The sequence below is a fragment of the Mesorhizobium tianshanense genome (genome assembly GCF_007830515.1).
GTDB classification, from domain to species: domain Bacteria; phylum Pseudomonadota; class Alphaproteobacteria; order Rhizobiales; family Rhizobiaceae; genus Mesorhizobium; species Mesorhizobium tianshanense.
This window is the reverse complement of record NZ_VLKT01000015.1, coordinates 1-21,432: the sequence shown is the minus strand read 5'-3', so window position 1 is coordinate 21,432 and position 21,432 is coordinate 1. Positions and strand designations below refer to the sequence as shown.

At 64.5% G+C, this 21,432-nt stretch carries 20 protein-coding genes; 11 read left to right on the top strand and 9 right to left on the bottom strand.

Translation table 11 applies throughout. The features are described from left to right. Positions 1 to 84 precede the first annotated feature (84 nt). The 3 genes from IQ26_RS13685 to IQ26_RS13670 form a co-directional block, all read right to left on the bottom strand. The gene (locus tag IQ26_RS13685; RefSeq protein ID WP_145717990.1) at positions 85 to 1,458 is read right to left on the bottom strand and encodes a glutamate--cysteine ligase; all 1,374 of its coding nucleotides are present in this window, start codon (positions 1,456 to 1,458) and stop codon (positions 85 to 87) included. Between the two features lie 205 nt (positions 1,459 to 1,663). Beyond that, positions 1,664 to 2,398: a 16S rRNA (uracil(1498)-N(3))-methyltransferase gene (locus IQ26_RS13675; RefSeq protein ID WP_145717989.1), complete on the bottom strand. Its 735-nt coding sequence runs from the start codon at positions 2,396 to 2,398 to the stop codon at positions 1,664 to 1,666. 31 nt (positions 2,399 to 2,429) lie between these two features. Beyond that, entirely contained in the window at positions 2,430 to 3,092 is a 663-nt protein-coding gene (locus IQ26_RS13670) for a hypothetical protein (protein ID WP_145717988.1), read from the bottom strand. 87 nt (positions 3,093 to 3,179) lie between these two features. Between IQ26_RS13670 and IQ26_RS13665 the strand changes: the two genes are divergently transcribed. Beyond that, complete coding sequence (locus IQ26_RS13665; RefSeq protein ID WP_145718193.1) at positions 3,180 to 3,878, top strand: type 1 glutamine amidotransferase; 699 nt, start codon at positions 3,180 to 3,182, stop codon at positions 3,876 to 3,878. Between the two features lie 286 nt (positions 3,879 to 4,164). Next, positions 4,165 to 4,296, top strand: a complete 132-nt coding sequence (locus IQ26_RS41070) for a hypothetical protein (protein ID WP_276316424.1) — start codon at positions 4,165 to 4,167, stop codon at positions 4,294 to 4,296. A 36-nt stretch (positions 4,297 to 4,332) separates the two neighbouring features. Here IQ26_RS41070 and IQ26_RS13655 read toward each other — a convergent pair whose 3' ends face one another. Genes IQ26_RS13655 through IQ26_RS13645 form a run of 3 tightly spaced genes read right to left on the bottom strand, consistent with a single transcriptional unit; the run spans position 4,333 to position 7,142 of the window. Further along, positions 4,333 to 5,106, bottom strand: coding sequence for a metallophosphoesterase (locus IQ26_RS13655; RefSeq protein ID WP_145717984.1), 774 nt, complete (start codon positions 5,104 to 5,106; stop codon positions 4,333 to 4,335). Between the two features lie 38 nt (positions 5,107 to 5,144). Next, on the bottom strand, positions 5,145 to 6,281 hold the full coding sequence (locus IQ26_RS13650) for an alpha-hydroxy acid oxidase (protein WP_145717982.1): 1,137 nt from the start codon (positions 6,279 to 6,281) through the stop codon (positions 5,145 to 5,147). A 57-nt stretch (positions 6,282 to 6,338) separates the two neighbouring features. Then, positions 6,339 to 7,142, bottom strand: coding sequence for a FadR/GntR family transcriptional regulator (locus IQ26_RS13645; protein WP_145717980.1), 804 nt, complete (start codon positions 7,140 to 7,142; stop codon positions 6,339 to 6,341). 265 nt (positions 7,143 to 7,407) lie between these two features. Between IQ26_RS13645 and IQ26_RS13640 the strand changes: the two genes are divergently transcribed. From IQ26_RS13640 to glcF, 5 genes are all read left to right on the top strand, one after another. Beyond that, positions 7,408 to 8,676 carry a DUF3422 family protein gene (locus IQ26_RS13640; protein ID WP_145718190.1) on the top strand — a complete coding sequence of 423 codons (1,269 nt, stop codon included), beginning with the start codon at positions 7,408 to 7,410 and terminating at the stop codon, positions 8,674 to 8,676. 369 nt (positions 8,677 to 9,045) lie between these two features. Further along, a complete protein-coding gene (locus IQ26_RS13635) occupies positions 9,046 to 10,542 on the top strand; it encodes an FAD-linked oxidase C-terminal domain-containing protein (RefSeq protein ID WP_145717978.1) in 1,497 nt (498 codons plus the stop codon). A gap of 224 nt (positions 10,543 to 10,766) precedes the next feature. Then, complete coding sequence (locus tag IQ26_RS13625) at positions 10,767 to 12,023, top strand: FAD-binding protein (RefSeq protein WP_145717976.1); 1,257 nt, start codon at positions 10,767 to 10,769, stop codon at positions 12,021 to 12,023. Continuing rightward, positions 12,020 to 12,421: a DUF4870 family protein gene (locus IQ26_RS13620; RefSeq protein ID WP_145717974.1), complete on the top strand. Its 402-nt coding sequence runs from the start codon at positions 12,020 to 12,022 to the stop codon at positions 12,419 to 12,421. Before IQ26_RS13625 ends, IQ26_RS13620 begins: the two co-directional genes overlap by 4 nt. Positions 12,422 to 12,510: 89 nt before the next feature. After that, positions 12,511 to 13,839 carry a glycolate oxidase subunit GlcF gene (gene glcF / locus IQ26_RS13615; RefSeq protein ID WP_145717972.1) on the top strand — a complete coding sequence of 443 codons (1,329 nt, stop codon included), beginning with the start codon at positions 12,511 to 12,513 and terminating at the stop codon, positions 13,837 to 13,839. Positions 13,840 to 13,857: 18 nt separating this feature from the next. Here the strand turns inward: glcF and IQ26_RS13610 are convergent, their stop codons facing one another. Then, positions 13,858 to 14,778, bottom strand: coding sequence for a bifunctional 5,10-methylenetetrahydrofolate dehydrogenase/5,10-methenyltetrahydrofolate cyclohydrolase (locus tag IQ26_RS13610; RefSeq protein ID WP_145717970.1), 921 nt, complete (start codon positions 14,776 to 14,778; stop codon positions 13,858 to 13,860). A 270-nt stretch (positions 14,779 to 15,048) separates the two neighbouring features. Continuing rightward, positions 15,049 to 15,795: a L,D-transpeptidase gene (locus IQ26_RS13605; protein WP_145717968.1), complete on the bottom strand. Its 747-nt coding sequence runs from the start codon at positions 15,793 to 15,795 to the stop codon at positions 15,049 to 15,051. A 212-nt stretch (positions 15,796 to 16,007) separates the two neighbouring features. Here IQ26_RS13605 and IQ26_RS13600 point away from each other — a divergent pair, with 212 nt between their 5' ends. Next, positions 16,008 to 16,643, top strand: a complete 636-nt coding sequence (locus tag IQ26_RS13600; protein WP_145717966.1) for a DNA-3-methyladenine glycosylase I — start codon at positions 16,008 to 16,010, stop codon at positions 16,641 to 16,643. Between the two features lies 1 nt (position 16,644). Here IQ26_RS13600 and IQ26_RS13595 read toward each other — a convergent pair whose 3' ends face one another. Further along, positions 16,645 to 16,899, bottom strand: coding sequence for a hypothetical protein (locus tag IQ26_RS13595; RefSeq protein WP_145717964.1), 255 nt, complete (start codon positions 16,897 to 16,899; stop codon positions 16,645 to 16,647). Between the two features lie 196 nt (positions 16,900 to 17,095). Here IQ26_RS13595 and hisS point away from each other — a divergent pair, with 196 nt between their 5' ends. The 3 genes from hisS (at position 17,096) to hisG (ending at position 20,799) form a co-directional block, all read left to right on the top strand. After that, a complete protein-coding gene (gene hisS / locus IQ26_RS13590; RefSeq protein ID WP_145717962.1) occupies positions 17,096 to 18,709 on the top strand; it encodes a histidine--tRNA ligase in 1,614 nt (537 codons plus the stop codon). 273 nt (positions 18,710 to 18,982) lie between these two features. Next, positions 18,983 to 20,104 carry an ATP phosphoribosyltransferase regulatory subunit gene (locus IQ26_RS13580; protein ID WP_145717960.1) on the top strand — a complete coding sequence of 374 codons (1,122 nt, stop codon included), beginning with the start codon at positions 18,983 to 18,985 and terminating at the stop codon, positions 20,102 to 20,104. Continuing rightward, entirely contained in the window at positions 20,101 to 20,799 is a 699-nt protein-coding gene (gene hisG / locus IQ26_RS13575) for an ATP phosphoribosyltransferase (RefSeq protein WP_145717958.1), read from the top strand. Before IQ26_RS13580 ends, hisG begins: the two co-directional genes overlap by 4 nt. Positions 20,800 to 21,432 lie beyond the last annotated feature (633 nt).

The following is a 21,432-nucleotide window of genomic DNA, read 5'->3' as shown; positions in this document are numbered from 1 at the left end:
CCTAATTCGTTTCCATCACTGATTGAAGCGACTTTTCCCGAGCGGTCGGCCAAGCGGCTAGCGAACGGTTAATACGCATATTCGTCAATACGCATATTCCATGAAAACCGGCTCAATCGAGCCGCCCCAGCGCGTGTGATAGGCGGAGAGCAGCTCCTCGGCGCTGGTAGTGCCGCGCGCCACGACTTCGTCAAGCGTGTTGAGGAACGAGGTTTCGTCGTAGCCGTCGCGGTTCTTGCGGTCGCGGTTCTTCAGCCCCATGCGCGAGATGACGAGCGCCTCGCGGGCGATTTCGCGCAGGCTCGTGTTGCGGAACGGCGCCGAAATGCCCTGTTCCGGCACGGCGTTGCGCATCGCCAGCACCTCTTCATAGGTCCAGCTCGAGGTCAGCGCCTCGGCAGCGTCGAGCGCCGCCGCGTCGTAGAGCAGCCCGACCCAGAAGGCCGGTAGCGCGCAGATGCGCCGCCACGGCCCGCCATCGGCGCCGCGCATTTCAAGGAACCGCTTCAATCGCACGTCGGGAAACAGTGTCGACAGGTGGTTTGCCCAATCGCCCATCGTCGGCAGCCCGTCGGGTACCTCGTTGCGGGCCGCACCCGCCATGAACTGGCGGAAGGTGACATGCGTCATGTCATGATAGCGGCCGTCGCGGATGACGAAGTACATCGGCACTTCGAGCGCCCATTCGACATAGTCGGCGAAGCCGAAATCGGGCGAGAAGCAGAATTCGAGCAGGCCCGAGCGCTGGTTGTCGGTGTCGCGCCAGATGTCACCGCGCCAGCTCTGCAATCCGTTGGGCCGGCTCTCGGTGAAGGGCGAGTTGGCGAACAGCGCCGTCGACAGCGGCTGCAGCTTCAGCGACACCTGCATCTTGCGGCGCATGTCGGCCTCGCTCTCGAAGTCGAGATTCACCTGGATGGTGCAGGTGCGATACATCATGTCGAGGCCCTTGGTACCGACCTTGGGCATGTAGCGCGTCATGATCTCGTAGCGCGATTTCGGCATTTTCGGCGTCTCGGCCAGCGACCATTTCGGGCTGCCGCCGAGGCCGAGGAAGCGGATGCCCATCGGCTCGGCGATCTCGCGCACCTGCGCCAGGTGCGCGTTACCTTCGCGGCAGGTCTGGTGGATCGTCTCCAGCGGCGCGCCGGACAGTTCGAACTGGCCGCCGGGCTCCAGCGAGATCGCGCCCTGGCCGGTCGGCTCGACCAGGCCGATGATGCGGCCGGCATCCATGATCGGATCCCAGCCGAGTTTTTCCTGCATGCCTTCGAGAAGGGCGCGGATGCCGCGCTCGCCGCCATAGGGCACCGGCGCATTGCCGTCGACATAGAACGGGAACTTCTCGTGTTCGGTGCCGATGCGCCATTTGTCGCGTGGCTTATTGCCTTCGGCCAGATGCTCGACAAGCTCGTCGACACCTTCGATGGGCCGGAAATCGGTTGTGTCGCGCGCCATGAAAAGCCCTCTCGGCGCGGGACCCCGAAAATCGACATCGATTTTCGCTGGGGATCATGCGCCAGCCCAAAGTGCTACAACGTCCTATGCGCGTCCGAAAGGACGCGCGGCGCTGCAGGCGGTCGGACGACCGCCGGCGCTAGATGGACGAAATGTCAGTAGACGATCAAGCGAAAAATCCTGAGCCACGGGTAACGGGAATTGATCACCAATCCCCGATTGTTGCCTGTATCATCGCCAGCGCCGCCACCGCCGCCGTGTCGGCGCGCAGGATGCGCGGGCCGAGCGGAATGGCGGTGACGAAGGGCAGCGCCCTCAGCATCCTTCGTTCCTCGTCGGAAAATCCGCCTTCCGGCCCGACCAGCAGCCCGAGCTTCCTTTCCTTCACCGCCTGCAGCGCGGGCAGGGGATTGTTGGTCGAGGCGTCCTCGTCGCAGAAGATCAACCGCCGCTCCTTGTCCCAGCCTGTCAGCAGGCGTTCGAACTTTTCCGCTTCGCGCACGTCCGGCACCGCCAGGATGCCGCATTGCTCGGCAGCCTCGACGACGTTGGCGCGCAGGCGTTCGATGCCGGGCTTTGCCACTTGCGTGTGCTGGGTGACGACCGGCTGCAGGATGCCGGCGCCCATCTCGACCGCCTTCTGCACCAGATAATCGAGCCGGCCCTGCTTCAGCGGCGCAAAGCAGTAGACGAGATCGGGCAGCGAGGGCTGTGGCCGCTGCAGCGTCAGCACCTTCAGGCGCACCGCCTTTTTCGATTTCGCGGCGATTGCCGCCGACCACTCGCCGTCGCGGCCGTTGAACACCAGGATTTCAGCGCCCTCGACGAGCCGCAGCACATGCATCAGGTAATGGCCCTGCTGCGGGCTCGCCTGGAACTCGATATCAGGTCCGAGGTCGTCCGGCACGAACAGCCGCTGCATCTTGTAATTGGCGCGCATCGCCGAGGAATGGGCGAGCCGGCTTCCGGCGTCAAGCCTCGGCGGAAGGATGCCATACCGGTTCGTAGCCTTGCCTCAGCACGGAGACGGTGGTGGCGGGCGTGAGCAGGCGAAGCGGCAGGCTGGCAAAGCCGCCGAACCTTGCCGGATCGCCATAGCCCGCGAACGACCAGCGCAGTGCTTTGCCGCCACGCATCGCGTAGGCGTGGCCGCCGTCCGCAACCATTGCGCCGTCCGGCAGCCCCGCAAGCTCATCCACCGTCACGATTGGCGGTCGCCCGCCCGACGCCAGCCGCTCCTGGTGCAGCCGCTTGTCGACCTGCGGCGCGCGCGGCTCGGCAATGCCGAAGGCTGCGCCGAAGCGCTGGACGAAGTCGCTCGCCCGCTCGCGCCGGCAGAAGAAGCAGGGCCGATGCCCGGCCGACAGCGCGGTCACTTCATCGAGGAAGAACAGCTCGGTCCAGCCTGCTTTGCCTCCCGGTTGGTCGTCGCTTTGCCTGTTTCTGCCCATCGGCTCGCGCCGCACGTTGCGGAATTCGCAGACGCAGATGATCCAGGCATGCAGTGCCCAGCGCTTCTTCAGCAGCGTCTTCGTTTCGGGGTCATGGATGATGCCGCGATTGCCCATGAACAGGCCGCGTTCGGGCACGGCGTGGATCACCCCGAACGGGTCGACCCGGTTCTGCAGTGGCATAGCTTTCTCCCCGAATACGCATCTTGGCTGGAACGACGACGGCATGATATCGCTCGTCGCATCATTTTCATGTCAGCAGGTTTTTCGATGCGGGTGCTGGTGGTCCAGAATTTCGACAGTGAGGGCCTTGGCCAGATCGGCGCCGCGCTTGTCGAGGCGGGCGCCGATATAGACCTGCGCCGGCCCTATCGCGGCGAGACGCTGCCGCAGGACGGCGATGCGCACGACGCCATGGTCGTGCTCGGCGGCGCCCAGAACGCGCTGGACGACGAGATTTGCCCGTATTTTCCTGAACTGCTCGACCTGACGCGCGATTTCGCGAACAAGGATCGCGCCGTGCTCGGTATCTGCCTTGGCAGCCAACTGGTCGCGCGCGCCTTCGGCGGCGAGAACCGGATCGGCGCCGCCTCTGAATTCGGCTGGCATGAGGTCTCGCTCACTCCGGCTGCAAAGACCGACCCGGTGCTCGCCGCGCTGCCCGAAAATTTCCCCATCTTCGAATGGCACGACGACACTTTTGTCTTGCCTGAAGATGCGGTGCGGCTCGCCGGCAACGATGTCGCCGAGAACCAGGCATTTCGCATCGGCCGCGCCGTCTATGGCTTTCAGTTCCATTTCGAGGCGGACCGGCCGATGGTCCGCGACTGGAGCACATCCTTCGCCCCGCTCATTGCCGAGCGGCATCCGGACTGGAGCGACCGGCTCGACGACGAAATGGCCCGCAACGGACCGGACGCCGATGCCGCCGGGCTGGCCATCGCCCGCGCCTGGGTGGCGACGATCTGACGGTTTGTCGCTGCCGACGTTGCATATTTGGCACGGCGGCAAAAATCCGCTGTGGACAGCTTGTTTCGTCCTTGGCTTGTGGCCGCCCGCCACCCTAGAAGGCACGCGCTCTGCATCTTGTGTGCAACCGCGATGAACCTTTTGTGTCACTCGCGCGACACACCTCCGATACAGAACATGCCTAGAAGCGCGAAATCGTCGAAACTTTGAGGCGTATTTTCCGTTTCAACTCATTGGTAACCCGCCTCGTGCACAGATGCAGAAAGCCCAACAAGAGATGACGTCCGTGAAAGCAGCGCTTCTGTCCTTTGCCATGCTGTCCGCCATCATGATGGGCGGCCTCGGCATTTATGCCAGCGACGCAGCCAGCAACCACAACGCCGTCGACGGCTACGGCGTCACCGCCGCGCTTCGCTAATGACATGCACAAAAGAGGCTTGAAACGCGACGCGCTTTAAGCCTTCTCTCCTGATACCAGCAGGATACGCTTGTCCGCGCCGTCCACGACGAGCGCAGTGAGATTTCCCGACTGCCAGGCGAGCGTGTCGATATTGACGCGATTGACCATCACTTCCGGCTCTGGCACCGGCGTATGGCCATGCACCACGATCTTCGGGTGGAGACCTGAATGGTTGTGGAAGACGTCGCGGATCCAGATCAGGTCCTGCATGCTCTGCATTTCCAGCGCAATGCCGGGCCGGATGCCGGCATGACAGAAGAAGAAGTCCCCGAACGTCAGTGAAAACGGCAGCGACCGCAGGAAGTCGACATGGCTTTTCGGCACGGCCTCGACCAGCGCCGCGTGGCCCTGCCGCAGTGCCGCCTCGGACCTGCCAAACCATGCGTTGCCGCCTTCATTGATCACCACGCCATAGGATTGCGCGGTCTGGATGCCGCCATAGCGTATGAAAAGCCCATCCGGATCGGGAGCTTCGAGAAAGTCGAGGAAGCCGATGTCGTGATTGCCGGCGAGCATCAGGTAGCGCGGGTCGCGTTTTCGAATTTCGATCAGGAAATCGACGACGCTCTTGGAGTCCGGGCCGCGGTCGACATAGTCGCCGAGATGAATGACACGCCAGTCGGCCGGCCGCGCCTGATGGATCTCGGCCGCAATCCGGCGGTGCATGGCGACCAGCAGATCGAGCCGGCCGTGCACGTCGCCGATCGCGTAGACGCGCATACCGTCCGGTCCGCGCGCGTCGAGAAAGTGAATGCCTTGCTCCGCCAATGCTTCCGCTGTCTCCGTGATCGGACCGTCACGGGCGTCTAACGCCGAAGCTGATCCTTGCCCATGTCGGTCACCAGACGCTTTCCGCACAGCGCCAGCGTTATGTCCATCTCTTTGCGGATGATTTCCAAGGCTTTTGTGACGCCGTCCTTGCCGAGCGCGCCCAGGCCGTAAAGGAAAGGCCGGCCGATATAGGTGCCCTTGGCGCCAAGGCACAGCGCCTTCAGCACGTCCTGGCCCGAGCGGATGCCGCCATCCATATGGACCTCGATCGTATCGCCGACCGCGTCGGCGATCTCTTCGAGCACTGCGATCGACGACGACGCACCGTCGAGCTGGCGTCCGCCATGATTGGAGACGATGATCGCGTCGGCGCCGGTCTTGGCCGCCATCAGCGCGTCCTCCTTGTCGAGGATGCCCTTCAGGATCAGCTTGCCGCCCCAGCGTTCCTTGATCCAGGCAACGTCCTTCCACGACAGATGCGGATCGAACTGCTCCGTCGTCCACGACGACAGCGAAGTGAGGTCGCCGACGCCCTTGGCGTGGCCGACGATGTTGCGGAAGGTCCGGCGCTTGGTGCCTGCCATGCCAATGCACCAGCCCGGCCTGGTCGCCATCTGCCAGATGTGTTTCGGCGTGAAGCGCGGCGGCGCCGAAAGCCCGTTGCGGATATCCTTGTGGCGCTGGCCGAGGATCTGCAGGTCGAGCGTCAGCACCAGCGCCGAGCATTTCGCCGCTTTCGCCCTGTCGATGAGATCGAGGACGAAATCCTTGTCGCGCAACACATAGAGCTGGAACCAGAACGGCTTCTTGGTCACGGATGCGACGTCCTCGATCGAGCAGATGCTCATCGTCGACAGCGTGAACGGCACGCCGAATTCCTCCGCCGCCTGCGCCGCCAGCATCTCGCCGTCGGGATGCTGCATGCCCGTCATGCCGGTCGGCGCAAGCGCCACCGGCATCGCCACCTTTTCGCCGATCATGGTCGATTCCAGCGAGCGGTTGCTCATGTCGACCAGTACGCGCTGGCGGAACTTGATCTTCTGGAAATCCTCCTCGTTGGCCCGGTAGGTGCTTTCGGTCCACCCACCTGAATCGGCATAGTCGAAGAACATCTTCGGCACGCGGCGGCGCGCCAGGTCCTTGAGGTCGGCGATGGTGAGGATCATGCTCATGGGCTTCCCGCTGGTTTCTTCGCTAATTCGTGGTTGTTGATTTTTCTTGGCTGGCGCTCACGAGCGTTTCCTGGCCGGCTCGCTGTCGCCGGCTTCGGAGCGCTGCATGAGCCTCAGCCGCGACACGCGCTGCCAGTCACCGCTGCGCTCGGCCTCGACCATGGCGCGTTCGACATGGGTGATGTGGTCCATCGCCGCCTGCCGTGCGGCCGCCGGATCGCCGGCCTTGATCGCCGCATGGATCGCCCGGTGCTGCGAAAGCAGCGCCTCGCGCGCGCCCGGCACGTTGAACACCAGGAGCCGGTTCTGGAACACGCCCTCCGACAGCAGCCGGTAGCATGAGCGCAGCGTGTGCAGGAGGATGATGTTGTGCGCGCATTCGCAGATCGCGTGGTGGAACTCGACGTCGATTTCCGCCTCGTCGTCGAAATTGCCGGTCCGGTGCGCCTCGTCCATGCGCGCCATGATGCGGTCGAGCAGCGCCAGATCGTCCGATGTGGCGCGCCGCGCCGCATATTCGGCCGCCACCGCCTCGATCTCGCGGCGATACTCCAGATAGTCGGTTGCCGCCTTGCGGTGCATGGAGATCAGGTCCGTCACCGGCTTGGTGAACAATTGGCCGATGACATCGGCGACATGGGTGCCGCCGCCGGGCCGCGTCGTCAAAAGCCCGCGCCCCTCCAGCGCCTTCAGTGCGTCGCGCAGGATCGGCCGCGACACCTCGAACCGGCGCGCCAGCTCGCGCTCGCCGGGCAGCCTGTCGCCGGTGCGCAGAACGCCTTCGAGGATCAGGTTCTCGATCTGCTGCACCACCTCGTCGGCGGTGCGGGAATGCTCGATCCTGGAGAAAATGTCGCTCAACGGGGCGCCTGGGATTGAACCGGTGTCGCGCAGGATAAAGCCAGCGGCGCCAACTGGTCAAATTATTTATCCACTTTGCCCGATCTGGTCGGGTTCGATGCCGCCGCGGCAGATTGCTTTCGGCTAACTTGTTGTTTGCGTCCCCCGGGGATTGGCTCTAGAGGGACGCGATTGCCAAAAGGGTTCATAGAAGCCCGGGGGACCAGCCGTGCCAGACGACGACTCGTCAAACCTCGAATTTCAGCCGCGCGTCAAGGGCAGCGTCATGGGCTTCCCGGCGCATGAGGGACGGCCTGGCGCGCTCGGCGAGGTTCATGCCCGTCCGCATCCGCTGGTCGAGAAACCGCGTGTGCTGGTGCAGCTTTCCTTCATGACCGAAGCTGGCTCCGGCGTCGACCAGGCCGTGCTTTCCGAATTGTCGCGGCGCCTCGGCATCGCCGCGCCCGACCCTCATGCCCGCCACCACGCGATGAAGTGGGGCAAGGGCTCGCTGCGCTGGGAGCGGCACACGGAATTCTCGACCTATCTATGGGAAGGGCCGCTCGCAGAAAACGGCAGGGCTCAGGAAGATTCGCCGTTCGGCCACGGGTTTTCCCCGCCTGGAACGGTGATTTCCGGCATCAGGCTCGAAATCAGGAAGTGGACGCAGACGAGCGAGGAGCTGATCGCCAGCTTCGACCCGACCAGCCTTTGCTATTCGCTGGTCGAGCGCGGCAACGCCGCCATCGTCACCGATTTCCGCCAGGACGGCAACGGCATGACCCGCATGCTGGTGCTCGACCGCGGCCTGACGCCGGCACGCACCGGCGCGCTGGCGCAACGGCTGATCGACATCGAAACCTACCGCACGCTGGCCATGCTTGGCCTGCCACTGGCGCTGACGCTGTCCGCACGCACGCGCCGCATCGAGGACCGGCTGGCGCAGGCCACGCTGGAAATGAAGGTCGCCGAAACCCGCGACAGCCAGACGCTGCTTGCCGACCTGACCGAGCTTGCCGCCGAGCTGGAGGCCGATGCCGCCTCCAGCCTCTACCGCTTCGGCGCCAGCCGCGCCTATGACGGCATCGTCCGCGAACGGCTGGAGGCGCTTGAGGAAGAGGCCGTGCCTGGCTACGACACCTGGGGCGGCTTCCTGCAGCGCCGCGTGGCGCCGGCCATGCGCACCTGCCGTTCGGTCGAGGAGCGTCAGGCCAATCTGTCGACGAAGCTCACCCGCGCCACCACGCTGCTGCGCACCTGGGTCGATGTCGAGGTCGAGAAACAGAACCGCGATCTGCTGGCTTCGATGAACAACCGCGCCCGCCTGCAATTGCGGCTGCAGCAGACGGTGGAGGGTCTCTCGGTCGCCGCCGTCTCCTACTACGTCGTCGGCCTCATCGGCTACGTCGCCAAGGGCGCTTCGATCTTCGGCCATGCCTTCGCGCCGGAGGTCGTCACCGCCGCCTCGGTGCCGCTCGCCATCCTGCTCGTCTGGTGGGGCGTGCGCCGTGTCCGCCGCCTGCACTCCGAACCCGCCAAGCAGGCGGGCGAGTAGGACCTGGGTCACCCTCCTCTTCTTGTGGGGAGGGCATCCGCATATGGGCAAGTGCCCCTCACCCGGATTGCCAACCGAATTGCGAAGGGCAATTCGGGGCAATCCGACCTCTCCCCGAGGGGAGAGGAGGTCGCCAGCGTTGATGCCAGCCTCTTCTCCCCAGCGGGGAGAAGGTGGCCGCGAAGCGGCCGGATGAGGGGGATCCCACATGCGATTACCCTCCACCAGGGGGAGAGAGAAACCTCAGCGGCAGATTGCCGCTGCGGAAGGCTGCCCAGCATCGGCGCTCGAGTTCGGCCAAAGCAGGATTTGCAACAGACACAAGTCGCTGGTAAAAGATTTTTACCAGTCGATCGAAGGAGACTGTCGATGTCCGGCCTGCTGATGCCGAAGCCAGACGACGCCACGATGCGCCGGCGCGACGAGATCGTCGCCGATATGCGCATCATCGTGCCCGGCGAAGGCGTCGTCGACGCTGCCAATTCAATGCGCGCCTTCGAGAGTGATGGCCTTACCGCCTATCGGCAATTGCCGCTGGTCGTGGTGCTGCCCGAAACGGTGGCGCAGGTTTCCCGCGTGCTGAAATATTGCAACGACCGCAACATCCGCGTCGTGCCGCGCGGCTCCGGCACCTCGCTGTCCGGCGGCGCGCTGCCGCTCGAAGACGCCGTGCTGCTGGTCATGAGCCGCTTCAACCGCATCCTCGAGATCGATTTTCCCAACCGCACCGTCGTCGCCCAGCCGGGCGTCACCAATCTCGGCATCACCACCGCCGTCGAGCAGGAGGGCTTCTACTACGCCCCCGATCCATCCTCCCAGATCGCCTGCTCGATCGGCGGCAATGTCGCGGAGAATTCCGGCGGCGTGCATTGCCTGAAATACGGCCTCACCGCCAACAACGTGCTCGGCATCGAGATGGTGCTGATGAATGGCGAGGTGGTGCGGCTGGGCGGCAAGCATCTCGACGCGGAAGGTTATGACCTGCTCGGAGTCATGACCGGTTCCGAAGGGCTTCTCGGCGTCGTCACCGAGGTCACCGTGCGTATCCTGAAGAAGCCTGAGACGGCGCGTGCGCTGCTGATCGGCTTCCCGACCAGTGAGCAGGGCGGCCAATGCGTCGCCGACATCATCGGCGCCGGCATTATCCCGGGCGGCATGGAGATGATGGACCGCCCGGCGATCCACGCAGCCGAGGATTTCGTCCATGCCGGCTATCCGCTCGATGTCGAGGCGTTGCTGATCGTCGAGCTCGACGGGCCGGGGGTCGAGGTCGATCACCTGATCGGCCTTGTCGAAGCCATCGCCTACAGGAACGGCTCGACCACCTGTCGAGTATCGCAATCTGAACAGGAGCGGCTAACGTTCTGGGCCGGGCGAAAGGCTGCCTTTCCGGCGGTCGGCCGCATCTCGCCCGACTATTACTGCATGGACGGCACCATCCCGCGCAAGGAACTGCCGCGCGTGCTGCACGGCATGCGCGAACTCTCCGAGAAATACGGACTCGGCGTCGCCAATGTCTTTCACGCCGGCGACGGCAACCTGCACCCTCTGATTCTCTACGACGCCAACGTGCCCGGTGAGCTCGACAAGGCGGAGAGTTTCGGCGCCGACATCCTGCGGCTCTGCGTCAAGGTCGGCGGCGTGCTGACCGGCGAGCACGGAGTGGGGGTGGAGAAGCGCGATCTGATGCCGGAAATGTTCAACCAGATCGACCTCGACCAGCAGATGCGGGTCAAATGCGCTTTCGATCCCAACCATCTGCTCAATCCGGGCAAGGTGTTTCCGCAACTGCGCCGCTGCGCCGAGCTCGGACGCATGCACGTGCATCGCGGGCAACTGGCGTTTCCGGACATTCCGAGGTTTTGAGTGGGTACGTTGGTGCTTGAACACCCCCCTCTGTCCTGCCGGACATCTCCCCCTCAAGGGGGGAGATTGGCAGCTTGCGCGCCTCGCTCTTTCTTCGAGGTTGTGGATTGGCGAAACCCAACGCGACATTCGATCTCCCCCCTAGAGGGGGAGATGTCCGGCAGGACAGAGGGGGGCGCGAAGGAACACGGCGTTTCCGCGTTTGCCATTGGCGCCTCCGTCCCATGACCACCTTCACCCCATCCACCGCAGCAGAAGTCCTGTCCACCGTCGCTTGGGCAGCCGCCGAAGACTCGCCGCTCGAAATCCTTGGCCATGGCTCCAAGCGCGGCATCGGCCGTCCGCTGCAGGCCGAACACACGCTCGACCTGTCGAAGCTGTCCGGCGTCACGCTTTACGAGCCGGCCGAACTGGTGCTGTCGGCAAAGGCCGGCACGCCGCTTGCCGAGATCGAAAGCCTGCTTGCCGAAAACGGCCAGCAGCTGGCCTTCGAGCCGCTGGATTACGGACCGCTGCTCGGCGGCGAACCGGGCAAAGGCACCATCGGTGGCGCACTTGCCGCGAACCTTTGCGGCCCGCGCCGGCTGAAGGCGGGTGCGGCGCGCGATCATATCCTCGGCATATCGGCCGTTTCCGGTCGCGGCGAGGCCTTCAAGTCCGGCGGCCGCGTGGTCAAGAACGTCACCGGCTACGACCTGTCCAAGCTCATGGCCAACAGCTGGGGCACGCTGGCCGTCCTCACCGACGTCACCTTCAAGGTGCTGCCATCAGCCGAGACCGAAGTCACGCTCGCTCTGCGCGGCCTGCTCGACGACCATGCCGCCGCCGCCATGGCGCTGGCGCTCGGCTCCAGTGCCGAAGTGTCGAGCGCTGCCCACCTTCCAGAACGCGTTGCCGCACGGGTCGCCGGCGGCAGTCTCGGCAGCGCCGCGGCGACGCTGTTGCGCGTCGAGGGGTTCGGCCCGTCGGTCGCCTATCGCATTGCCGCGCTGAAGGCCCTGCTCGCAAATGCCGGCCCGCTCGAGGAGATTTCGGGCGAGATCTCGCATTCCGTCTGGCGCGATATCAGAGATTGCGCGCCGTTTGCCGACGGCCTGGAAAAGCCGGTATGGCGCGTGTCGATGGCGCCGGCGCAAGGCCACCAGATGGTTCTGGCGCTGCGCATGCAGGCGGCCGTCGATGCCTTCTATGACTGGCAGGGCGGATTGATCTGGCTGCGCATGGAGCATGGCGATCCCGAAGCCGATCTTCTGCGCGGACTGGTGAGACAGTATGGCGGCGGCCATGCGACACTGGTGCGCGCCGCCCCTTCGCATCGCGCCGCCGTGCCGGTGTTCGAGCCGCAGGCGCCGCAACTGGCAGCTTTGTCGGCGAGGCTCAAAGCCGAATTCGACCCGAAGAACATCCTCAATCCCGGTCGTATGACGCCGGCTGCAGGCTCTGCTACTCTTGGCCCGGCAACCGAGGGAGCAGCATCATGAGCGATATCAATCCAGGCCCGACCGATTCCGGCAAGCCCGCACCGCGCCAGACCGACCGCTGGCTGGAGCCCGGTCCGACCAATGCACTGGTCATCTACATCCTTTATCTCGCCAGCCTGGTCATCGGCGTCACCGGTATTGTCGGCATCGTTCTGGCCTATATCAACCGCGGCAAATCAGGTGGCTTCGTCGAGAGCCACTACACATTCCTGATCCGTACCTTCTGGATCGGCCTGCTTTATGCGCTGATCTCGGTTGTGCTGATGATGGTGGCGATAGGCGTCGTGCTGATGTTCGCCGTCGCCGTCTGGTTCATCGCGCGCTGCATTCTCGGCCTGCAGGCGCTGCAGCGCGGCGAGCCGGTCAAAGACCCGGAAAGCTGGTTCCTCGGACTTTAGAGCATGATCCCGAACCGAAGGTCAGCGTAGCAAAAAGTGGGAACCGGTTTTCGCTGGAGATCATGCTCAAACGGTAAGGATTCCTTTGCGTGCAGACAAATTTCTCGCTTGCCCAGCTCGCTGATCCGCATGTCGCCGAATCGGAAAAGATCCTGCGCAAATGCGTGCATTGCGGCTTCTGCACGGCCACTTGCCCGACCTATGTGACGCTCGGCAACGAGCTGGATTCGCCGCGTGGGCGGATCTACTTGATCAAGGACATGCTGGAGAACGGCCGCGCCGCCGACAAGGAGATCGTCACCCATATCGACCGCTGCCTGTCCTGCCTCGCCTGCATGACCACCTGCCCGTCGGGCGTCAACTACATGCATCTGGTCGACCACGCCCGTGCCCATATCGAGGAAACCTACAGGCGCCCGCTGCTCGATCGCCTGACGCGCGCCATGCTGGCCTTTGTCCTGCCTTATCCCTCGCGTTTTCGCGCCGCGCTCAAGCTGGCGAAGCTCGGCCAGCCATTCGCCGGCCTGTTCGAAAAGATCCCGGCACTGAAGCCGCTGGGCGCGATGCTCAAGCTCGCTCCGGCCTCGGTTCCCGCCGCCTCGCCAATGGCGTCGCCGGGCATCCATGCTGGGCACGGCACGAGAAAAGGCCGCGTCGCCATCCTCACCGGCTGCGCGCAATCCGTGCTCGATCCCGCCATCAACGACACGACGATCGCATTGCTGACGCGGCTGGGCGTCGAGGTCGTGGTGCCTGACGGCGAAGGCTGCTGCGGCGCGCTGGTGCATCACATGGGCCGCGAGGAGGCAGCTCTTGCCTCGGCGAGGCGCAATGTCGACGCCTGGACGCGGGCCATCGAACAAGGCGGTCTGGACGCCATCGTCATCACCGCGTCGGGCTGCGGCACCACCATCAAGGACTATGGCTTCATGCTGCGCCTCGATCCGGCCTATGCCGACAAGGCGGCGCGCGTCTCGGCGCTGGCCAAGGACATCACCGAATATCTGGCAAGCCTCGACCTGCCGGAGCCGGTGCGCAAGCCCGGCACGGTCGTCGCCTATCATTCCGCCTGCTCGATGCAGCACGGGCAGAAGATCACCCGCCAGCCCAAGGAGCTTCTGGCCAAGGCCGGCTTCGTCGTGCGCGAGCCGCGCGAAGGGCATCTGTGCTGCGGCTCGGCCGGCACCTACAACATCCTGCAATCCGAGATTTCGGCTCGGCTGCGCGACCGCAAGGTCAGGAATATCGAGGCCACCGGCGCCGAAATCGTCGCCACCGGCAACATCGGCTGCATCACGCAGATCGCTTCAGCCGCGAAGCTGCCGGTGGTGCACACGATAAAACTGCTCGACTGGGCCTATGGCGGGCCACAGCCGGAAGGCGTTTCGGACAACAGAGCGGCCGTGGCGGCGGAGTGACGTGGCTCCCGGCGGCTTTCACTCCGCCGCGAGCTTGTCCACCACGCCGTAGGTCGCCTGATAGAGCGCGCGCTGGCGGCTCAGCGCCACCATCGTGTTGCGCAGCAGGATCGCCACGGTGATGGGACCGACGCCGCCCGGCACCGGCGTGATCCAGGACGCGACATGCCTAACGCTCTCGGTATCGACGTCGCCGACGATGCGGCTTTCTCCGTCCGGTCCGATCTCGGCATTGATGCCGATATCGATGACGGCAGCACCCGGCTTGACCATGTCGGCCTTGATCAGCCGCGGCTTGCCGACCGCGACGAACAGCGCATCGGCGCGCCGCGCATGCGCCGCCACCGAGCGCGTCATGTGATGGCAGACAGTCACCGTCGCGCCCTCGCTCATCAAGAGGAAGGCGATCGGCTTGCCGACGATCTCGGAATGGCCGACGACCACGACCTCCAGCCCCTTGAGGTCGAGCCCGGTTTCCCTGAGCAGTTCGACCGAGGCGGCCGCCGTGCACGGCGCAAGGTCGAGCTGGTTGTAGACGATGTTGCCGATCGAGGCCGGGTGCATGCCCTCGACGTCCTTGAGCGGATGCACCGCCGCCTGAAGCGTCCTGATCGGGATATGCACCGGTACCGGCCGCTGGATGATGATGCCGGTGACGCGCGGGTCGGCATTCAGGCCATGGATCGCCGCTTCGAGTTCGCCGGCCGTGATGTCGGCGCTAAACCGCCTCTCCTCAAAGCCGACGCCGGCAAGGTCCGCCTTCGCCCGCTGGTTGCGCACATAGACGTCGACCGCGGCGGTGTCGCCGACGGTGATCGACACCAGTTTGGGCGGAAAACCTTCGGCGGTGGCGATTGCTGCATTCTCGCGCACGGCGGCGATGATGCGTTGGGCGACCGGGCCACCCCTGAGATAGCGGCTGTCGTCGGACAGGGACATGGACGAACCTTCTGTCTGGAAGTGTTGCCGCCGACATAGCAAAACTCTTGGGAAAATGGCAGCATGAAAGCGAACCGCTATGCCTGTCGCGCGACATGCCGGCGAGCCTGCGACCCGCCAACCGGATGTCAGCAGAAACGAAAAGGGCAGCGCGTTTTATTGCGCTGCCCTTTCGCGACTGGCCGCATCCCCACACGGCCCGTCCCCCGTTAACCTTCGACTGGTCTCAAAAACGATCCGCTTTCTGGACCATGTGATTCGCAGCCACGATTATATCACCACGACCGTCGTGCCAACATTGACCCGTTCATAGAGGTCGACGACGTCCTCGTTGCGCATGCGGATGCAGCCTGACGACACGGCGCCGCCGATCGTCCAGGGCTGGTTGGTGCCGTGGATGCGGTAGAGCGTCGAGCCGAGATAAAGCGCGCGGGCGCCGAGCGGGTTCTCGACGCCGCCGGCGACATAGGTCGGCAGATAGCGACCGTTGGCGGCCTCGCGCGAGATCATTTCCGCCGGCGGTCGCCATTCGGGCCAGACCCTCTTCTGCGTGATCTTGTGCTTGCCGGCCCATTCGAAGCCCGGCTTGCCGGTGCCGACGCCATAGCGCCGCGCCTTGCCGTTCGTCTCGACCAGATAGAGAAAATTCTCCCTCGTATCGATGACGATCGTGCCTGGTTTGTGCGGGCTGTCATAGGCAACTTCCTGCGGCAGGTAGATCGGGTTGATCTGCGGGCGCGCAATCATGCGCTTTTTGGCCGGCGCCTGCATCGCCGCCGTGTGCAGCCGGGCGGGTTGCGCCTGCCGGTGATAACGGCGCTGCGGCTTTTGTAGGTCTTGCCGGTTCTGCCGGACGATGCCTGGCGCGTGGCCAAGCTGCAGCACCCAGGGCGCCGAGAGGTCGGGGCTCACCACCACCGGCGGCCGGTCGGCATAACGGTCATTGGCGCTGGAGGATGTGGCGGCAGCGGCCAGCACGGCTGCGGCGCCGAGCAGCGGGAACAAAAATCTCTTCATCGGAACGCACCTTGATCGTCGAACATGCCGGGGCGAAAAGCGTCCCCGGTTTCCGGGACATTGGGCGCGGAGCGGCAACCGAAACGTGAATCGGAATGCGTAAAATGCTCCTTTGTCAGTAAACCTCTTGGTGTGGTTACCGGCCGGTTCAGGAATCTGGTAAAGCCGGGGTAAAGCGGTGCAGAAAGCGCCTTAACGAATGGAATTTCGCCATGGATGAGAACACAGGCCTGCTCGCCGGCCCCGACGGTATCGCGCGCTGCTTCTGGCACGGCAATCTGCCGGACTATCTGCATTACCACGATCACGAATGGAGCCGGCCGGTCACCGACGACCGTAGGCTGTTCGAAAAGATCTGCCTCGAAGGCTTTCAGTCTGGCCTGTCCTGGCTGACCATATTGCGCAAGCGCGAGAATTTCCGCGAGGCCTTCGCCGGCTTCGATATCGACAGGATCGCAGCCTTCACCGATAACGATGTCGAGCGCCTGCTCGGCAATGCTGGCATCATTCGCCACCGCGGCAAGATCGTCTCGACCATCAACAACGCCAAGCGTGCCCGCGAACTGGCCGACGAGGCCGGCTCGCTGGCGGCCTGGTTCTGGAAATTCGAACCCGGCCCGGACGAACGGCCCGAAATCGTCGATCTCGCCCATCTGCGCGCCAACCCGACCACGGCGGTCTCCGTGCGGATTTCGAAGGAGCTGAAAAAGCGCGGCTGGAGCTTCGTCGGCCCGACCACCGTCTACGCCTTCATGCAGGCCATGGGACTGGTCAACGACCACCTCGAGGGCTGCGTCTGCCGCGAGCAGGTGGAGAAGGAGCGGAAGGCGTTCAAGCGGCCGAAATAGCTCAAGCGCCGCCGGCGCCGGCCAGAAAAAGTCCGGCGATGATCGCCGCCAACGTGGCGAAGGCCGGATAGATCACCAGCAGGCTGGTCACCAGCGCATCGCGCATGGTCGGTCCTGGGTGCTCGTCCGCGGCGACGTCGAATGGTCCCGCCGATTGGCCGGCCGGTTGGGGTGCATGGCCATCGGCCGGCCGCAACCGGGCGGGCAGCTCTCGGGCGCCGCTGTCGATGATGTCGAATTTCCGTGCCGTGGTCATGGCCCGAACCCCTTGTTTCGGCGCGCTTTATCGGCTGCGATTGTGTCGGCAGGATGCCGCGCTTATGGCGGAATTGTTTCGTTTATCGCGTGGTTTGTTTCAGGAAAGGTGCAAACCCTTGCCGGTCCGGACAGGTTCGGTTAGGACACGCCTACTCGAAATAAGTCAGTTTTACTTAGCGAAAAGTACCCACCCTATGGCCGACAAATCGGAAAAAATGAAAGCGCGGCTGCCGCGCGGGTTTGTCGACCGCGGCGCCGACGACATCCGCGCCGTTGAGAAGATGATGGCGACGATCCGTTCGGTCTACGAGCTTTACGGCTTCGAGCCTGTCGACCAGCCGCTGATCGAATACACCGATGCGCTGGGCAAGTTCCTGCCCGACCAGGACCGGCCGAACGAAGGCGTGTTCTCGTTCCAGGACGATGACGACCAATGGCTGTCGCTGCGCTACGATCTGACCGCGCCGATGGCCCGCTTCGTCGCCGAGAACTACGAGCGCCTGCCGAAACCCTATCGCAGCTACCGCTCCGGCTGGGTGTTCCGCAACGAGAAGCCCGGCCCCGGCCGCTTCCGCCAGTTCATGCAGTTCGACGCCGACACGGTCGGCACGCCGGGTGTTGCGGCGGACGCCGAGATGGCGATGATGATGGCCGACGTGATGGAAGCGCTGGGCATCAAGCGCGGCGACTACGTTATTCGGGTCAACAACCGGAAAGTGCTCGACGGAGTGCTGGAGGCGATCGGTCTCGGCGGCGACGAGAATGCCGGGCGCCGGCTGACTGTGCTGAGGGCAATCGACAAGCTGGATAAGCTTGGGCCGGATGGCGTGCGGTTGCTGCTAGGACAGGGCCGCTGGGATGGCGGCAGGGAAGGCGAGGGAGATTTTACCAAGGGTGCGGGGCTGACCGGTCCTCAAATTGAGAAGTTGGAAGCGACGGTGCTGTTCTTCGCTACCGGAGCTCGATTCACAAAGTCAGAAGGGATCGCTGCTGAGGACGATTTCATTTTGGACGGAAGGGAAGCGAACGATCCAGAGGCGCTGTGTCTCAGTAACAAACATCTAGTGCAGATGATCCGAAACCGTGGAGCCGACAATCAGACAGGTCAGGAGGCTGCGAATGAACTCGATACACTGGCTTCAATTTTTCAATCTAGCGGTTATGGAACAAAACGAATTCTGATCGACCCCTCCGTCGTCCGTGGCCTCGAATACTACACCGGCCCGGTCTACGAAGCCGAACTGCTGGCCGAAATCCCCAACGAAGAGGGAAAAATCGTGCGTTTCGGCTCGGTCGGCGGCGGCGGGCGCTATGATGGCCTCGTCTCGCGCTTTCGCGGCGAGCCGGTGCCGGCGACCGGCTTTTCCATCGGCGTCTCGCGCCTGATGACCGCGCTGAAGAACCTCGGCAAGCTCGATACATCGGATGTCATCGCGCCGGTCGTCGTGCTCACCATGGACAAGGATACGGAAAGCCTCGGCCGCTACCAGAAGATGGTGGCCGAGCTGCGTGCCGCCGGCATCCGCTCCGAAATGTATCTTGGCGGCGCCGGCATGAAGCCGCAGCTCAAATATGCCGACCGCCGCGGCAGCCCGGTCGCCATCATCCAGGGCGGCGACGAGCGGGCCAAGGGCGAGGTGCAGATCAAGGACCTGATCGAAGGCGCCCGCATGTCGGCGGAGATTACCGACAACGCCGAATGGCGCGCGGCACGGCCGGCACAGGTGACGGTGGCGGAAAGCGAACTGGTCGCCGAGGTGAGGAAGATACTCGCGGCGCAGGCGGAGGAACGGGCGCGTGGCAAGTAGCGGTCGCGTTTCGTCGCGCCCCCCTCTGTCCTGCCGGACATCTCCCCCACTAGGGGGGAGATTGGCGGCTTCACCGGCGGCTCGAGCTGTCCAGCGTCGGCGATTGGCGAAAGCGGCGATGACAGCCGATCTCCCCCCGTGTGGGGGAGATGTCCAGCAGGACAGAGGGGGGCGCCGTAGAGCGCCGACCTCCGCACGCCGTCCAGCCATCCGACTTGGCGCTGCGCGCCAATCCACCTTCTCCCACAAGGGGAGAAGGCAAGGTGGCGTCTCGTGACCTCCCGCTATCCCGCCATCGCATCGGACATCGCCAAGCTGTTCGCCGCGCGCGGCACGCATGCGGTCGAGGTGGCGGTGCTGCAGCCGGCCGATCCGTTCCTCGACATGGCCGGAGAGGATCTGCGCCGGCGCATTTTCCTCACCGAAAGCGAGACCGGCGTCACACTTTGCCTGCGGCCGGAATTCACCATTCCGGTCTGCCTCGACCACATCGCCAGCCAGGCCGGCACGCCGCGCCGCTATTCCTATCTCGGCGAGGTGTTTCGCCAGCGCCGCGAGGGCGGCAATGAATTCTTCCAGGCCGGCATCGAGGATCTAGGCGACCGCGACACGCCGCAAGCCGACGCCCGTTCGCTGGCCGATGCGCATGCGCTGCTTTCGCTGGCGCTGCCGGGCCAGGCTTTGTCAGTCACGCTCGGCGACCAGACCATATTCGAGGCGGTGCTCGCAGCGCTCGGCCTGCCGCGCGGCTGGCGCATGCGGCTGGCCCGCGCCTTCGGCTCGGCGGCGATGCTGGAGGCTGCCCTTGCCGACCTCGCCAACCCGCCGCGCAACGGCCAGCTTTCCGGCCCGGTCGCTGCCCTTGTCCTCGATGGCGATCTGGAAGGGCTTTCGTCCCACATCGCCGGCGGCATGGAGCAGGCGGGCCTGTCGGCGTCGGTCGGACGCTCGCCATCCGACATCGCGCGGCGGCTGATCGAGAAGGCCGAACTGCGCAGCGTCAGGCTGTCGAGCGAGGCGTTTTCGGCGCTAAAGGATTTTCTGGCGATCGACGTGCCGCTCAACAGTGCGGCACAGGCGCTCGAAATTTTCGCGACCGGTGCCGGCCTCTCGCTGGGCGCGGCGCTGGACAATTTTTCGGCGCGCGCCAAGGCGATTGAAGCGCATGGCCTGCCAGTCGAAAAAACCCGCTATGACGCCGCCTTCGGCCGCCCGCTCGATTACTACACCGGCCTGGTCTTCGAGATCGCGGCGCAAGACAGCGACCGGCCGCTGGCCGGCGGTGGCCGCTACGACCGGCTGCTGACGCTGCTCGGCGCGAGGACACCGATTCCCGGCGTTGGCTTTTCCGTCTGGCTCGACCGCATCGAAGCACTGCGGGAGAGCGCACGATGATCACGCTGGCGATCCCGTCGAAAGGCCGGCTCAAGGAGCAGGCGCTGCAGGTGCTGGCGAGCGCCGGGCTTGCCGTCAGCCTGCCCGGCGACGAGCGCAAATACCGCGCCCGCATCGAAGGCGTCGAAAGCGTCGAGGTGGCGTTCCTGTCGGCGTCCGAAATTGCAGGCGAGATCGGCCAGGGTTCGGTCGATCTCGGCATCACCGGCGAGGATTTGTTGCGCGAGACCCTTGCCGACTGGGAGACACGTGCGGAGATCGTCGCCCGCCTCGGTTTCGGCAATGCCGATGTCGTGGTGGCGGTGCCCGACATCTGGCTCGATGTCGATACGATGGCCGATCTCGACGACGTCGCTGCCGATTTCCGCCAGCGCCACGGCCGGCGGCTCAGGATCGCCACCAAATACTGGCGGCTGACCCAGCAGTTCTTTTCGCAAAAGCACGGCATCCAGGTCTATCGCATCGTCGAGAGCCTGGGCGCCACCGAAGGCGCGCCGGCGGCGGGATTGGCCGACGTCATCGTCGACATCACCACGTCAGGCTCGACGCTGCGCGCCAACCATCTGAAGGTGCTGGCCGACGGCGTCATCCTGCGCTCGCAGGCTTGTCTAGTCGCGTCGAGGAAAACGCGCACGGCCGCCGACGAGGCTTTTCTGCGCGACATCGCGGCGAAGATGGCATCGGTGGAGAGATAGCTCGTCCAACTCGTGTTGGCGATTGTCGAGGTTGGCGCTGCCCCTCATCCGCCTGCCGGCACCTTCGTATAGTGACGGGGAGAAGAGATGGCCGCAACCTCGGCGCCCTCTCTCCATCGCTGGAGATTGGCGAAATCCTTTGCGAAGGCGTCCTTCTCCCCGTCACTATACGGGGAGAAGTGCCCGGCAGGGCGATGAGGGGCAGCGCCAATCTGAATCGATTGCCCCTGAGGCATAGCGTATTTGTTCTTGCTTTGTGCCGGCAGTTATGATAGTAATTCCAACACGGTGCTGATTTGCGCCAGTGACCCGCCCGCCGAGGCGGGTTTTTTGTGTGTGCCGAGCATGATCGACAGCTTGGAGGTGTAAGTCCTCTACCCAGCCTGATGGCGGCGAAGGGTTAGCGAAGCGCAAGGGCGTCGTCGCAAGGCGGGGTCTGAAGGAAGCGTGGAGCAAACCCGCGACCCGATGGACAAGAACCGGATACGAGGCCTACCCGGCCGGACGAGCGGGCACATGACCGCGAAGTCCATGGTCATCAAGGACCGGGGTGGTAAATCCGGCGGGTGTGCGGGGAAGGCGGTCGATCTTACCTCGGGAGATCTGTGCCGTGTCCGGAATTCCGGACTGAGC